This window comes from Flavobacterium aquiphilum (assembly GCF_027111335.1).
Taxonomy (GTDB): Bacteria; Bacteroidota; Bacteroidia; order Flavobacteriales; family Flavobacteriaceae; genus Flavobacterium; species Flavobacterium aquiphilum.
Genome location: NZ_CP114288.1, coordinates 1,110,587 through 1,127,702, shown reverse-complemented (window position 1 = coordinate 1,127,702; position 17,116 = coordinate 1,110,587). Strand labels below are relative to the sequence as shown.

Here is a 17,116-nt window from a genome sequence, read left to right as displayed (position 1 = left end):
AAAAGGCATATAAGTACTTAAATGACCTTATATGCCTTATTATAATAAATATATTTTTGTTTAATGTGACATCCAAACTGTCATCTCACCTTTACCATGGTTTCCCCATGCAAAATACGGTATCAATTTAACGTCAAATTCCTGAGCCTCAATTTTTGCAGACAAAGGTTTGTACAACTGTTTGTCCCAATAATTATCGCCAAAAGCTGATGAACTTGCATTAATACTAAGGATGTTACGATCATTAATTTTGATAAAATCGGTGCTGAAAGTTGAATTTATATTCAAAAAAACATCATTAATACCAACATTCGCCGGAAGTTGATCAGATTCTACGCAATACACAATTGGTCCTCTTTTTACGGCAATCTGGTTTTTATCTTCTTCTACTAACGGATTTGCTTCCATTAATTCAATTGGCATCGGAATGTTCAATTCGATAACATCTCCTTTTTTCCATTTCTGATTAATTTTCAAATAAGTACCCGAAATAATTTTTTCTGTAATTGCTTTAGAATTAACCGAAATTGTTGCGCCTTGGCTCCAGCCCGGAATTCTCAGAAAAAAAGCCTGATCACTTTTTGGAGCTTTCACAATTTTCAAGATAACTTTTCCAAACCAAGGATAATTGGTTTCTTGCTCAATTTCAATTTCTTCTCCATTTAAATTTTTAGTTTTCAAATGATTAGCCCCATATAAATTAACATACAAACCTTCTTTCGAAAGATTATAAGCATAATTGCTAACTTCGGCTATGGTTCTGGTGACGTTTGGTGCACAACAATTTGACAAAGCAATATAGCCTTCACGCTGTCTGCTCCATCTTTGTTTAAAAGGCAAATCTTTGGAAACATTCAGCGGATTGTTATAAAAAAATTCTTTTCCTTCCAAACTGATTCCTGACAGTACACTATTATATAATGCCAACTCAACGATATCAGCATATTTGGCATCGGCAGTAATTTGAAGCATTCTCCAATTCCATAAAACATTTCCAATATTGGCGCAAGTTTCAGTATGAGCAGTAGCATTTGGTAATTGATAAGGTCTTCCGTATGCCTGATGAATTTTTTGAACCACTGTTGGATCATAAGAAGTTCCGTCTGGTGAAACCCCATCATACAAGGAACCACAAGCACCAGTGATGTACATTTTGCGATAGGTCACATCATTCCAAATGGATTCCAAATTATCCAATAATTTTTTCTCTCCGGTTTCGGCATACAAATCGGCAACACCTGCATACAAATAATTCGCTCTTACGGCGTGACCCATTGCGGTAGTTTGTTGCCTAAACGGAACCCTGTCTTGATTGTCATCGGTTCCATCATCTGTAGTTCCTTTGATATCAAGCAAATTATTAGCCAATTCTAGATATTTTGGATTTTTCGTTGTGCGGTACATTTCGACAATGCCCATGTAATGTGACGGACAAATTGCATTTCGTGCCAATTCAGGTGAAGCTTTTTTATAGAAATCATACAAATAATCGGCTACGCCTTTTGCAATATCAAGAAAATTGGTTTTTCCCGTAGCACGATAATGGATACAGGCGGCAGTCATCAAATGCCCCATGTTGTATTTCTCAAAACCCAATTGTTTTTTAACTTCCTCTGGACCTAAAGTTCCCCAGCGCTCATCAATTAAAACTGGAGTATGAATATAACCGTCTTTGCGTTGCACTTTTGCAAAAAGCGCAATAGCCTCATCCATTTCGGCATCCAGTTTTTTATCTTTTGTTACGGCATAAGTCGCCGCCATTCCTTCAAATATTTTATAAAAATCACCATCATGAAAAGAAGGCCCCTTGAAAACACCTTTGCTTAAACCAGCAGCAATTTCAAAATTTTTGTATGCGTGCGAAATTGAATCGTTATGATACAAATCCCACATATAAGGTAAAGTGTTCTTGGTTTCCACATCAAATTGCTCTTTCCAAAAACCGTTTGTCCATTGTACATCCTGCAAACCTACACTCTTCAATTTTGAATACGGACTTTGAGAATTTGCAACCAAACCTTTATTTTGGGCTGTAAAAACAGTCGAAAATAATAGGGCTGATAGTACGATGATATTCTTTTTCATTTTAATGTTTTTTATTTTTATATAAAATGTTACAGCAAATTCGCAAATTTAATACATAAACGTATTTTAAATAATTTGCGAATTTGCTGTAAATTATTATTTCACAAAGAAATTAATTTTACGACTCATTGAATCTCCGTCCGCGTCTTTCACCGTGATTATGAAAGATGCAAATCCTTTTTCTACTGTAAAAAACTGAATCTCTTTTCCTTTTAAATCTACTTTCCCATTTTTAAGTTCAGAGAAAGTATAAACCGGGCTTTTCTCATATCCTTTGAAAAAATCGGTCGCAGATAAAACTACTTTTTCGCCCGAATTTACAAAATAATGAGGTTGCGCCAACCAATCTAAATAATTATCTAATTCTGTAAATCCGTCTCTTTCTGGATCTGAATTGGCATCTGAAAAATCACCTGCTTTAGAATTTTCGTTCAAACCAAAAGCTTTTTCCCAAAAGTTAGGCAATCCGTCGTGATCGGTATCCCAATCTGCAGCACGAGTTTCTGATGCAAAATTCGGCCATCCCCCTTGATCGGCTTCGTTGTCAATCATACCGCCCAAACCACTTTTGCTTCCTTTATAAGTAAATGTTCCTTTTAAAGTTTCGTCAATGATTCGGTTATCGTGTTTGTCAAAAAACGGCTGATTCGCCCCAACATCCGAAAGTACATTTTTATATGCTGCTTCTGCCGATTGAGTTTCTACATAAGAATCGAAAAATGGTTTATCAACAAATGTTTGATAGCTAACCTTTTCATCATGAGTTATTGTCATTTTTCTACCTTTCTCTTGAGTTTTCGCATCAAAATAACCCGGCATTATATTTCCATCAAAATAATAGCGTTGCATCCCTTTTCCAACTCCTTCGTGTTGCGCATTCAATGCCACAAAAATCTTAGTCGAAGCACCCGGTTTATAATAGTTATTTACAAAATTCACCTCGTTGGCACCGCCGTCAGTTGCTCTTGCTCCCCAGTTATAAACTACATTATTTCGGATATCTATTCTTCCTGTATAATACCCCTCACCGTTCAAACCACCGCCAATACTCCAGTTTCGTCCTTCATTATGTGCCAATAAATTATGATGAAAACTTCCGATATCACCACCAATCGTTGCTGCATAACCATGCATTTTACCTGGGCCGTATTTATCATGACCTGCAACGTTCAAAGCCTCTGAAATCAAGGTTCTTTGCAACGAAATATGGTGCGCACCACGAGAACTGAATGATTCGTCGATTGTCCAACTAATTGAGCAGTGATCAATAATACTGAAGTTAGCACCGGTCAATCCCATTCCATCATATGTCTTTCCACCACCAATTCTAACTTTCAAAAATCGGATAACACCGTCATTTCCAGTCAAGCCAATAGGTGCTCTGGTAATTGTAATTCCTTCCCCTGGCGCAGTTTGACCAGCGATTGTAATGTAAGGTTGGTTTACCACCAATCTTGAAGCCAATTGAATATTTCCCGAAACATTAAAAACAATCGTTCTTGGTCCAATTTCCTGATTTACCGCATCACGCAAACTTCCAGGTCCGTCATCGTTTAGATTTGTTACTTCAACCACTTTTCCTCCACGACCTCCAACTGCATATCGGCCGTAACCTTCAGCACCCGGGAAAGCCAATTGTGCAGGCTTGAATGACCAAACGTTACCTAAAGTTACATTACCGTTACTATCAATCTCATCAACACGCCAGTAATAAGTTAAACCACTGTACAAATTAGAAACTGGAAAACTTGTTTCAATTGATTTTGTTTTGAATTCCTTCGATGATTCAGTTGCATTAGCTACGGCGTTTTTATCATCTCCAAAATACAATTTGTGAGCTACTGCATTCTTTGAAGCATCCCATTTCAATATTACATTTTTAGTTAGCTCAACGTGTTCGTCTCCATTATTAGGTTGTGGAGTGCGCGCCTGATTCATTAAATTTGGTGTGTCCAACTCAAAACCATTGATAACAATTTCCTTTACAATATCAGGATTTGTAGTTGGGTCGATTTCAAAACGAATGATTACTTCCTTTGATTTTACAGCATTAAAAGTTAAATAAGCCATTGCTGCATCAACCTTTGTATTGGTTCTTTGGCTTGCATTTACAGTCTCTGCCAATTTTCCGTTTACATAAATTTTTATCGGGGAAAAAGTCTTTCCTGTAATCACATCAAACGCATTATGAAACGTCAAAAGCGTATGTTTTCCTTCTTTCAATCCGCTTATTTTTAGTTCCAAATTTTCTGCTGTAACCAATCCGTCACTTGCCAATTTGTTGTAAAAAGGAGCATTCATCCCTACTTTATTCCATTTGGAAGTAAAATTTCCTTTTAGCTTAAAAGTTACATTATTAAACTTTTTCTCAGCTTCTTTTTGCTCGTTTACCACCCATGAATCATAAGCCGGATCATGTACTTCTTCCAATCGTCTTTGAAAAAAGTCAAAATCGACTTTTACGATTTGTTTGTCCGTATTTTGAGCTTGCCCGTTTGTTGCCAATAGCATAGCCAAAGCTGCAGCCCCCACTAATTTCTTAATCATTTTAATTTGGTTTTTTCTGCTTCCGATTTTCCAAGCAGGTTAATAACATCTTTTTTTCTTCCTTCCGGAATTACTTTGAGACCTTTTAATTCCCCATCAATCAGTTCGGCTTCAATTGTAGTATTCTCTTTTGCATGCAATTTGAAATAGACATTCCATTCTTTTGGCCACGCCGGAAAAAGGTATAGTTTACCATCTGCTTCCTGTAAAAGCATTTCCTGCATTCCAATCATCCCTGAACCACCCCAGTTGTGATCAGGAACCCAATCATATCCCGGTCCCCAAAAAGCTGGAAATCTTCTACCCGAATTGGCCATCTTCAAGGTGTTGTATTTCGCTGCTTCTTCCGTTAATCCTAAACGCGCCGAAAAAATATTATCCTGTTTCCAACCGATATGATTTCTAAATTTTATCGCATCGGTATCGTATTTCCAGGTATTTAAAGCGGTTTCTAAATCAGGTTTTCCAATGCCGTAAATTCCCCACGGATAAACCGGGTACAATTGTGGCACTTCGGAATTGTTTACGCGTTCCCAAGATTTGGCTGGTGCCAATGTTTTAAATCCATCAAAAGTTCTGAAATTCAAAGGCGGAATTCGCGTTTGAAAGCCTTTCAAATAATCAAGCTCTTCTTTAGACAATTCTTTTTCCGAAAGGTTTAATAGCTTTTCAGTAATTATTTTTAAGGCCGAAATAGTGCTATTGGAATTATACGCCATTTTATAAGTTTCGGCTCCTGAACCAGGATAAAGAATCAAATGTCCATCCGAATCCAAAGCTTTTCTTCCTCTTTGTTTCGCTAAAAATTGATAATGTTCATCAAAGAATCTCAAGCAACTGACGATAAACGAATTGTATTTTTGAATGTCTTCTCCAGCATATTCTTTCTGTTCCAACATCATTTTGCAAAACTCAAAAACCGTGTCCCATTCGTACTCCAACCAAGCGTTATATTCCATTCCGGGATCGTAGTCTGCCGGACGTTTCCACTCATACTCCGCAGGATTTGGCAAAGCAAAATTTTCCAGTTGTTCAACGAAAACTGCTCCACCGTGTTTCCAATATACTTTCGAACGCAATTCGGCATTTTTTTGTAAACTTAAATAATAATCCAACTGTGATTTCATCATATCAAAATCACCACTTTTTGTCATTGGATAATAAACCAACCGTTGGTTTTGAGCCGTCATCGTTCCTCCTCCCCAATTTCTGAAATCGGGTGTGAAATTCAAATCGGGATTGGTAAAAACTGGATCAACTGTAAACAGTCCGCCGTTGAATTTGGTTGGATATTTCCCGTAGGCATTGCAACCCAGCATATAACGGAACAACTGATAATTCTGCCCGATTTGATACACCGAATCTTTCTCTGCTGATTTGTTTTTTTGCGTAAAAATAAAACTGCGGTTCCAAAAATTATTCCACCAAATCTGAGTGTTTTTCTCCGCTTGTTTTCCTTTGATTTTGTACTCCGAAATTTGATTTTTCAATCCGTTATTCCACGTACTAAAATCAGATTGACTTGTGTTCAAATAAATTTCCAGTGACTGTTTTTTCGATGGTTTTATACTCGATAAATTAAATCCTTTGAAATCAGTTTCCTGATATTTTCCAAGGTAAGTTCCGTCCGATTTTAAATTCTCGCCTTTCATAAATCCGCCAAAAGTCAAATTCGCAATCGGATTCATCATTTGATCCTTAACCGATTCCATTTTTTGCTGTTTTACTGCAACATCAAAAACGGTTTGCTCTCGGTTTCGGTGGTAAAATTTGATTCCGTTATTTTCAAATGCAATGGAATCTTTGAAAGTGACAATATCTCCCTGCGGTGCCCATTTATACGAATTGGCATTATTGGCCTTTCCTTTGGAATCACGGTTTTTGTAACGCCAACTTTCGTAGGAAGCGGTCATTTTCAGAGGCGTTTTGCTTTCTAAATCCAAATGGATTACTGGCTTGAAAACATCCACCCAAAGCTTGATTTTAGCATCATTTTGTCCAACCAAAATGTAGCCGTCTTTGAGTTTCAATTCCTGATGAAAACCTTCTTTTCCGGCAAAAGGATTTGGACTTAGCGCCACTTTTACGCGACCTAATTTCAGCAATGTATTATGTTCGTCAAAAGTTCCGCTTCGCGAAAAATAGAAGTATAAATCCCCTTTTTCTACCCAAACATTCAAGCCAATATCACCGCCTCCCAAAGGCATCGACTCAGAGGAATTTGCACTTTGGGTTGTCCATATTTGGTTGTAATTATCAAGCACGGGAATTTGCGCTTTGACTAAAAACGTAGTGAAGAGAAGTATGTATTTTATGTATTTCAACTTATTTATTAATTTTAATTTTTGTCTCGTTTGTCATTCCGACGAAAGGCGAATCGCACTAGAAGCTCCGTACAGAATGTTTTCAACTTTTGTCGATTTACTTGTGTGATTTCTCCCGTTGGTCGAAATGACAAACTTTATCTATAATTTCGTTAACCTACCACTCATCAGTCCTAAACGACGACATCGGCAATCCGCCATTACTGAACAATTCCGCTTTTACAAAATCCTTCCACAAATAGCGTACCGCTACGGGTTTCGCCACTTTGTCCGAAGTCAAAACCACCGATTTTCTGCGAACTTCCGCTTTTGCAGGATAAAAAACCTTGTCTTCTCCTGCGATTTCAAAACCGTTCACCTCTTTTCCGTAAGATGTTATTCCGTTAGGCACATCATCAAAAGAAACGGTAACAGAATTGTCTTTTATCTCCATACTTTTGTATTTCGGGCTTTCAAATTCGAAGCCTTCCACCCCGTAGGTTTTACTCAAAGCCTGAAACGCCAAACGGTTTCCTCCTTTTTCTTTGTCCGTTGGGTGAATATTATTTTCTTCACCAACATCCATCAAAACCGCCAATCCAGCATTTGGAATTTCCTTCGAAGCTTTCAATTGTGCTTCTCTCAAATAAGCCGAATTGTATTTTTCCAAATAATCTTTCGGATGAAAAGAAGCGTAATTGAACGGTGCAATCTGTGCGAAATAAAAAGGAAAATCACCTTGTTTCCACAACGCTCTCCAACTCGAAACCATCTTTTTCATCAAAGCAGTGTATTCATTTGCTCTTTCGTAATTGGATTCCCCTTGGTACCAAATACAGCCTTTGATTCCGTAACCAATAACCGGCGAAAGCATTCCGTTAAACAAAGTCGTCGGAACGCGGTTTGGGTCTTTGGCCAACTCTTCTTTTGTGGTTGGAATTTTGGCACTTGCAAAATCTTTCAACATTTCCTGATTCATCCAGGCTTCCATACTTGAACCTCCGTACGAAACGTGAATCAATCCCACGGGAACCTGCAATACTTCTTGCAAAAGCGAACCAAAATACCAAGCTGTTGCGCTAAAATTACCCGTAGATTTTGGCGAAGCCACTTCCCATTTTCCTTCAAAATTATCCAAAGGTTGCAACACGGTTGCGCGCGGAATTGTAATCAGACGAATGTTTTTATTGGCCGATTTTACGATGATTTCATTGCCGTTTCTCACAGGCTGTCCAGGAAATCCTTTCAAAGGCATTTCCATATTCGACTGTCCCGAACATAACCAAACTTCGCCAATCAAAACGTTTTTGATAAGCACTTTTTCAGCTCCTTCAGAAACTTCAATTGTAAACGGACCGCCAAATGATGGGGTTTGTAATTCTGTTTTCCACTTTCCTGAATCGTCTGCTTTTGTTTTGCAGATTTTTGTGCTCCAAGATGCTTTTACTGTAACATTTGCATTCTTTTCAGCCCAACCCCAGATTGGTGCATTCGACTTTTGCTGTAACATCATATTGTCCGTAAACAGCGCCGGAAGTTTGATTTTGGCATTGATTTGAAAGCTTCCTAAAACCACAAAAAGAGCAATAATTGATTTTTTAAAATTTCTCATTTATATTTTATTCTTAAATTATCCTAATCTAAACAGGTCGCTCCTACGGAGCTAAAAATTAATCTTACCATTATTTTCTACAAACAGTACACTCCTAAAGGAGTTTTTAAAGTCCCGTAGGGACTATCTGTTTGTAGAAAAAATAACATTTCCAAAACAAGCTCCATAGGAGCGTCCTATTTTATTCCTTTGCGACAGATTAAAAAAATTTTCACAGATTTTAATATATAATCTGCCAAAATCTGTGTGCTAATTTTTTTTGCCACAGATTAAAAGATTCAAAAGGATTTCTAATCTGTGAAAATCCTTTAATCTGTGGTTAGATTTATTATTTTATTTTTCTTTTACAATCGTAACCGGGCCCAGCAATCCCGCTTTCAGCAAAGGCTCTCCTTCCAATCTGAAAGGGGCGTTAGTCCAGGTTAATCTTTGTTCCTTTGGCAATTTTTCGTCACCAATCAATCGGTTTGCCCAAGTGTTGGTAATTTTGATGACAATACTATTTTTCCCTTTTTTCAAGGCTTGCGAAATACCAACTTTATAGGGAAATGTCCAAAGCGTACCACAATCTATTCCGTTGATGCTAACTTCGGCGATATTGGCGATTGTACCCAAATCCAACCACAATTGTTCTTTACTATTTCCGTTCCAAACAAACTCTTTTTTATAGATAACCGTACCCGAATAATATTTGATTTGGTTATTATCCGAAGTGCTCCAATCAAACAATTTATTGGTTTTCACAACTTCTTTTGGCCCTCTAAATTCGGAATCAAACTGTAATTCCCAGTTTTCGTCCAAAGTCTGCACCTTTTCAAACTCAGAACCTTTTTGATAGCCTTTTGCCAAAACCTCTTTTGTTTTTTCCTTAAAAATAACAAAACCAGATTCATTTTTATCTAAGGTTATCGAAACAACAGTTCTTCCGTTTTCGATTTTCCAGTTGGCCAATGCTGAAGTTTTATCGGTAACCGGATTGTACCAAAGCGGGATTTTTTCGACTACTCGAAACGAAGCTTCAAATGTTCTTTTTGATTCTTTTTGATTCGATAAAAAGTAAATATCCTCCTCATCCGATTGACGGTGTGTCCAGGCAATGGTTTCAGAATCTGCTCTATTTAGATTTGGAAAATAGACATCCTGAGTAATTCCGATTTCAGTAAAATCATTTCCTAAATAAGGCAATTTAATTATCGTTCCTTTTCCTATTTTCCACGAAGTTGCATTCGAAGTATTGTTCCAAATTTCATCGATTGTAGTTTGCCAACTTTTATGATCGGCATCTGAATACATTCCTGGTTGCAGATTCGGTTTTTCGTCAATGAAAACAGTTGCTCCGTCTTTGACCAATTCCAATATTTTTTTGGCAACAGCCAAAGAAATCATTTTGTTCGGCGCCATTTTGTGACTTCCCGGAAACAGCAAAGCACCATACTGAATACTGTTGCTGAAAATTACTTTTCCGTTTTCGACTTTAGCATTATTCAATAAAACATCGGCATTGAAAGAATCATATTGATAACCATTCATCGCGTTAATCCATTGCGACAAATCGGTTGAATTTTTAGTCGAACTAACCTCTTTCGGCATTTTAATGCTAGGCTGACCTTCGTTTTTCAATCTAATGGCTTCACTTTCCAGGCGATCTTTTCCAAAAACATTCGGAATAAACGGCACCAATCTATCCGGAAGCACCGCTCTTGAAGGCAAATCATCACCAATAAAAACAGCCAAATCAATTACCGGCTTTCCTTTTTGCAACTGAAACTGCACTCTTTGGCAATAATCCACCCAAGCTTTCCCGGGTTTCCACCAGGTTTGGTCTCTTTGAAAAAAAGAACCGATACCATCCAGCGTCATTCCGGGCTTTCTGTCTATCCACGGATTATGCACAAAAACGTGATAGAAAAATCGGTTAATTCCGAGTGCGTAATTGCGATCCGCAACCACTTTTAGGTTTCCGGGATGTTCGTCCCAGTCCATTTTTAAAGCCGTAAAAGCTTCGGCCTGAATGATATCTTTACCATAAATATGCCCTCCCGAAATGGCATCGAGCATATCATTGGGCTTATCGTGGGTTGGGCTTTTCAGCCAAAATTCCCCACTCGGATAATCAACGTATTTAAAGTGTAAAAGCCCGTCGCTCATCATTGTTGGCGCGACATTCTCTGAACTGAATTTTACATTGGCGTCTTTTGCAATTCCTTTTAATGTTCCAAAAAAGTTTTCTGCGATTAATTCTGAAATCGTTTTTCGGACATCATATAATACTTTCTCCGAAGTTTCAATATTCTCAACAGGAATTCCAGCCATAACCGGCAAATAGGTTACAATATCATAGCCTCTTCGTTTTTTAAATTCGGCTTGAAAAACAGGAGACCAGTTTTGGCTACCGCATTCCCAGCTATCCATATGGAGAATTTTGACCACTTTGGAAGCCAGTTCAGGCCCTGCAGTTCTCAACATTTCGCCGAACCAATGATCCAATTGAAAACGAACGGCATCAACATTAAATTTATCCACTTCCAATCCTCTTCCACCGCCTGCCGTTGCATTTTCGTGTCCAGTTGACGTGTATCCAAAACGAATGATTCGCCAATTCCCTTTGGATGGAGCTTTCCAATCCAATATTCCATTGGCATCAACAAACTTCGAAATATTGATCATTTTTGCCAAATCAACACAATCGGAACTGTTGATTTCCTTTTCGGTTACTTGTGGACTCAAACGCCAAATTGCTCCCGATTTTCCTTGATAATTATCAATCAGCGGCTCATTTGACAAATAGATTTTGGCGACTTTCAATCCCTGATTCCATTTTGCGGGATCCAAATCTTCGGCTCCGGGTTCACTTCCTTCGGGATCGTAAACAAAACGGAAATATTTCGCTTTTGTTGGTACGATACTGTGAGTGTAAAAGGCATCCGTATCTTGCCAACCTTGACGTGGTGTGGCTAATCGTCCAAGGCTTTTGAAATTAACGCCGTCATCGCTCACTTCAACAATTAAACGATGCGCTTGGTAATTATTCCCTTTGGTTTCAATTTGAACAGATTTGCACAAAAACGGCTGATCAAATTCGTATTGAACCCATCCTTTTTCCTTTAACCTAAATTGATCGTCTTTCTTTGAATCGTTTAAAAACGATGCGTCAAAATTGCCCAAGCTTGACGTGATTTTTGGGTGTTTTTTTTCCGAAGTCTCAAAACTTTCTTTAACCGGAATGGCAAAAGTGGCGATGTCTTTATAGTAATCTTTGTAATGGTTAGGAACAGCCAATTTCAGTTTTCTAAATTGGTTTCCGATAATGATAGTATCCTTCCATACCACTTTTTGCATCGACGTTTCGGGTGTTATCCAAGGCCCACCGGCAACGGCAAAACCATCTGCAGGATGAAAAGCAATTTTCACGCCTAATCGGTCAGCTTCTGTCAATGCCCAATATACCAAATTCCAAAATTCTTTGCTCAATTGCAAAACGGGCGGATCCATCAATGGTGGATTTGAAGGGCCTTTAATCGTCATTAAATAAGCACCGCCAATTCCGGCTTGTTTCATCGCTTCCAAATCGGCGGTAATGCCTTCTTTGGAGTAAGCGCTCTGCATCCAATACCAATAAACCCAAGGTCTTGAGGTTTCTATGGTTGGTTGAAAAGAGGTGTTTTCTTTTTTAGGATTTTCCTGTGCGGAAGCCAATCCTGCAAGAAGTAAAATAAAAAAGAGGTGTTTTTTTTGAAACATTGTTGTTGTTTTTTTTAACCATTCTCTTTGTCATTTCGAGGAACGAGACCCGAGCGATAGCGAACAGGCGGAGCAAATCACACACGTTGAGCCTAACTTTGTGGAATTTCTAGTGTGATTCCTCCTTCCTCGGAATGACAAACTGTATCTTTAACTTCTATAAATAAAAATACCTAACAGGTTTTAAAACCTGTTAGGAATATACTAATACTTAAATCTCTTCAAACTGCTTTCTAATCCATTTTTCGCTTCCGCAAAAGGGACTAAATAAAAACTGTATTGATAATCTCCCGAAGGAATTTCATATTTTTCTATAGGCCTTGACACAGGCGACCAACTGTCATTTCCACCCACTCCCATTTGGATTAAATCGATATTTATCGTTAAAAATCCCGGGTTTTTAAGGTCGAAAGTATGTTTGGCTTCGTTTAAATTTTGCTGTGTAAAAGGCCACGCACTCATACTCAAAACCTTTGTGTCATTTACAACTAATAATCCCTTGGTCTTTTGTGGCGTCGAGAATGCCATCCATCTAACTCCTGTACGGTTAGCATTTTCTTGTGGTTTTACATACGGCTCGATAAATTGATTAATCGGCAACGAATATTTTCCAACGGTAAAACCAAAACTGCGATCGATATAGTTTTCCAATTCGCCTTTTCCGTACCACGAAATTTGGTCAAATTCTTTTTGAATTCCCATCTGCATTCCCACTTTTGGAATTTTTGGCAAGGCTGTATTGGCATTCAAATTATAATTGACTTTAATAACCCCACTCGGCTGAATTACGTAATCAACCCGAACTTGGGCGCTGTCTTTAATGACTTCATAAGTACTGCTGATTTTGACTTCACTGCCCATTCGCTCCATTGCCACATTAGTCAATTTTGGTACCGCATTGTACCATTGTTTCAAGATTTTATTGGGTTTCCAACCTTTGCGGTCATTGTCAGTAAGCGGCCTAGTAAAATTAGGCAATAACGGCCCAAAAACCTGCTCTTCTTTTTTATATTGATAGGAAGTTAAGGCTCCATTTGTTTTACTGATTACAATCGCATATTCTTTCCCTTTGAGTGTAAAATCGGTTGGCGTTTCTGCAACGGCAATTTTCTCTGTCGAAGGTACCAAGGAAACCTGCGTTTCTTTCTTTTGCAACAAAAACTGATCGGTGGCAACGGCATAGCCTTTTGAAGCCCAAAATTCATCTTTGGAAAGTTGAAATTCGATGTTCAAAAAGTATTCCGAATCCTTTTTCATTTTTGGAAAATAGGACTTAACATCCAAAACCAAATCACTTCCTGCAGGAACATCCATCGGTTTTAGCACCACTTCTTTGATGATAGTGCCGTTTTCCAAAACTTTTATCACCGGAATAAAATCACTCAAATTTTGAACCACTTGTCGGTTGTGAATTTTTAAAAGTGTATTATTTTCAAAAGTGGTAACTGCCGGCTGATAAATCCATTTGTTTTCAAACATCGCCGCTTTTGGTCTTCCGTCAGGCGCAACCATTCCGTTGATGTTAAAATTGCCATCGTGTTTTTTTTCTCCAAAATCACCTCCGTAACCAAAATAGTCTTGTCCTGTTTTTGGATCTTTAAGAAGCAATCCTTGGTCTTTTAAATCCCAAATACAACCGCCAATAACTCTTGGCGTCGAGCGGAATTCATCCCACAATTCTTTTAAATTTCCGGTTGAATTCCCCATTGAATGTGAATATTCCACAAACAAAATAGGTCTTGTGTCTTTATGTTGATCGACCAAAAACTTTGGTGTAAAAATACCCGGATAAAAACGGCTCACGATATCCACATAAGGTTCGTCTTGTGGGTTTTCAAATCGATGCGAATGATCGACCGTTTTGGGATAGCGCGGATCCAAAGGATCAATATACCCGTCTAATCTTGGATTTCCTTGTGCCGGTTCGTAATGCACTGGTCGTGTAATATCATAATCGTGAGTCCAACCGGCCATTGCTGCGTGGTTGGGTCCTTTACCTGATTCGTTACCCAAACTCCACATCACAATACTCGGATGGTTTTTGTCTCGTTCCACCATTCGGGTCATTCGTTCCATATAAGCGTGTGTCCATTGGGGATCATTGCTCAAAAATCCGCCTAGTCCGTGGGTTTCCAAATTGGCTTCATCCATCACCATCAAACCATATTTATCACACAATTCATAGAAATACGGATCGTCGGGAAAGTGAGAAGTTCGTACAAAATTGAAATTGAATTTTTTCATCAATTTCACGTCTTCTTCCAAATCCTGATGGTTTACCGCTTCGCCACGAACGGGATGATGCCCGTGATGATTGACTCCATAAACATAAGTCTCTTTTCCGTTGATGAGCATTTTGCTGTTTTCTTTCGAAAATTCGATAGAACGAAAACCAACTTTACAGCTTTTTACTTCGGTTGTGGTTCCGTCCTCATTTTTGAGCGTCATTACCAAAGTGTATAAATTTGGTTTTTCGGCACTCCATTTCAATGGATTTTTGATAGTTTCCTGAAAAAATCCGAAACGCACTTTATCCAAGCGTGGTGATACTTCGCTAATTATTTCTGAAGCTTTTCGAACCAATGGTTTTTCGAATACGGGTTTGTTTTGCGTATCGTACAACTGCACTTCAAAAGTTTGTTTTTTGATGGTATCGCCTGTAAAATTATCCAATCTTGGACGCAATTGAAAAACCGCATCTTCGTATTTTTTGTCCAATTTGGTTTGCACGAAAAAATCGGCAATGCGTAATTTTGGCTCTGCCATAATAAAAACTTCGCGTTGGATTCCGCTCAAACGCCAATGGTCCTGGTCTTCGAGATACGAACCATCGCTATAACGAAAAACACGAACCGACACTATATTTTCGCCTTTCTTGAGATAAGGCGTGATATTAAATTCGGACGAATTGCAGCTGTCTTGTCCATAGCCCAAAAATTGTCCGTTTACCCAAACTTGAAATGCAGAACTCACCCCTCCAAAATGAAGCGTAACTGTCATTCCATCCCAATTCTCGGGTACGGTAAATTTGCGTTGGTACGAACCAATTGGATTGTCATCTTCGGGAACAAAAGGCGGATTAACCGGTCGAAATGAATACACGGCACTTTTATAAATGGCCATTCCGTAACCTTTTAATTCCCAATTGGATGGAACTTCAATTTTATTCCAACCTTGAACCTCACTTTTGTAAAAATCCTGAGGTGCTTCTTTTAGATTTTTGGCAAATTTGAAATCCCATTCGCCATTCAAAACTTTAATCCTGCTTTTATTTCTGTTTCCTTCCAAAGCATCGGCAACAGTAGCATACGAATAAGCCGTTGCTCTAGCCTTTTGTCTGTTGATACTGGTTACCATTGGATTTTCCCAAGGCATATCTACATATTTTTGTGGAATTTTTGGAACTCCCGCAGGTTCGCCTGTAACGAGTTGCGCCTGTATTGCGCAAGTAACGAACAAAGAAAATAGTATCGAAAATCGAAACCTTAAAAAATTATGAATATGAATTGACTTAAACATTGATTTTATTTTTAGTGTTCTTGTCATTCCGACGAAGGAGGAATCTTCGTTGGTTACTCACGTCGCGGAGATTCCTCCTTCGTCGGAATGACAAACTTTGTCTTAATTCTTAATACTTTGTACTTATTTCTTCTCTTTCTTCTCCGGCGGTGCAACAAAATTCAATTCGCTTTTCCCTAAATCCTTAGAAGTTGCCACTGCGATTCCTCTTTGTTCGGCTTTGTTAACGGCGCAATAAAAATGATAGACCACGCCATTATATTTTACCACAAATGATTTATGGGCAAACATATTATCGTAAGGCTCCGAAGATTTTACTAAATCCTCACCTTGCCATTCTTTCCAATTTACTAAATCATTCGAAACGGCAAAACGGTTAAATGCACCTTGATTCCAACCCGTCCAAAAAGCTCCAAAATAGAACATCACCCAAGTATCGTTAATACGTTGAATATAGGCATCTCCCGATATTCCCCTATGATGATTGATTAAAGGTTTATTGCCATAACGCTTCCAAGTTTTCATATCGTTCGATACTGCCATAGAAATACGCTCGGCACCTTTAGCAGGATTTAAACTATCGCCACGGGCGTTGTAGTACATAATAAATTTGCTTCCGGTGAGGCGCTCTTTATCTTCAATAACTGAGTTTTTATACATCGTACTGTTATCCCACCATCTAGCGTCTTTGTCTTTTGGCGTTAAAACCGGATTCGGTAAACGGTCAAATTCGTGTGCTTTGGTTGGCACATCTTTCGAATAAGCCATTCCGATAGATAAAACTCCCGCTTCATAACCTGTGGTGTTTCCACCAAAATAACTCATCCAATATTTATCGTCATACTTTTTCCACTCGTACGAACCGCCCCAAGTATAATCTTGTAATGCGATATAGCCCGCTTTTTGGTTCACATCCCAATGCGATTCATCTTTAGAAAAGGACATCACTTTGCCCAAGTGTTTCCAATGCAATAAATCATTACTTTCGGCCAGCCAAGTTTCATAACCTCTTCCGTCATAAATCAGATACGTCATAAACCATTTTCCGTCTTTTCTAAAAACAGAAGGACAGTCCATTTTATATGAGTTATCCGTTGGCACCATTACCAATCCGTATTTATAAGGCGTTTTAATTTCGTTATAAATCTCCTGCATTACTGAGTCAGTTATTTCACGCTTTTTGTAATGCGTTGCACAGCTTACTGTAGCTAAAGCTACTATTCCTATAAGGATATTCTTAATTAAGTTTTTCATTTTATAATTTTATTGGACCACGGATAACACTGATTTTACAGATTTCCACAGATTC

The 17,116-nt window shown here is 38.3% G+C and carries 7 protein-coding genes; all 7 read right to left on the bottom strand.

Translation table 11 applies throughout. The annotated features are described in order from the left end of the window. Positions 1-60: 60 nt before the first annotated feature. The 7 genes from OZP12_RS04605 to OZP12_RS04575 all read right to left on the bottom strand — a co-directional run bounded on the left by OZP12_RS04605 (position 61) and on the right by OZP12_RS04575 (position 17,061). Positions 61-2,085, bottom strand: a complete 2,025-nt coding sequence (locus OZP12_RS04605) for an aceric acid hydrolase (RefSeq protein WP_281227879.1) — start codon at positions 2,083-2,085, stop codon at positions 61-63. Between the two features lie 96 nt (positions 2,086-2,181). Beyond that, a complete protein-coding gene (locus tag OZP12_RS04600; RefSeq protein WP_281227878.1) occupies positions 2,182-4,632 on the bottom strand; it encodes a pectate lyase family protein in 2,451 nt (816 codons plus the stop codon). Beyond that, positions 4,629-6,956 carry a DUF5703 domain-containing protein gene (locus OZP12_RS04595; protein ID WP_281227877.1) on the bottom strand — a complete coding sequence of 776 codons (2,328 nt, stop codon included), beginning with the start codon at positions 6,954-6,956 and terminating at the stop codon, positions 4,629-4,631. The genes OZP12_RS04600 and OZP12_RS04595 overlap by 4 nt, the downstream gene beginning before the upstream one ends. A gap of 157 nt (positions 6,957-7,113) precedes the next feature. Then, on the bottom strand, positions 7,114-8,547 hold the full coding sequence (locus tag OZP12_RS04590; protein ID WP_281227876.1) for a sialate O-acetylesterase: 1,434 nt from the start codon (positions 8,545-8,547) through the stop codon (positions 7,114-7,116). A gap of 333 nt (positions 8,548-8,880) precedes the next feature. Further along, complete coding sequence (locus OZP12_RS04585) at positions 8,881-12,288, bottom strand: glycosyl hydrolase (protein WP_281227875.1); 3,408 nt, start codon at positions 12,286-12,288, stop codon at positions 8,881-8,883. A gap of 204 nt (positions 12,289-12,492) precedes the next feature. Continuing rightward, positions 12,493-15,807: a glycoside hydrolase family 2 TIM barrel-domain containing protein gene (locus OZP12_RS04580; protein WP_281227874.1), complete on the bottom strand. Its 3,315-nt coding sequence runs from the start codon at positions 15,805-15,807 to the stop codon at positions 12,493-12,495. Positions 15,808-15,930: 123 nt separating this feature from the next. After that, positions 15,931-17,061: a glycoside hydrolase family protein gene (locus OZP12_RS04575; protein WP_281227873.1), complete on the bottom strand. Its 1,131-nt coding sequence runs from the start codon at positions 17,059-17,061 to the stop codon at positions 15,931-15,933. Between the last annotated feature and the right edge of the window lie 55 nt (positions 17,062-17,116).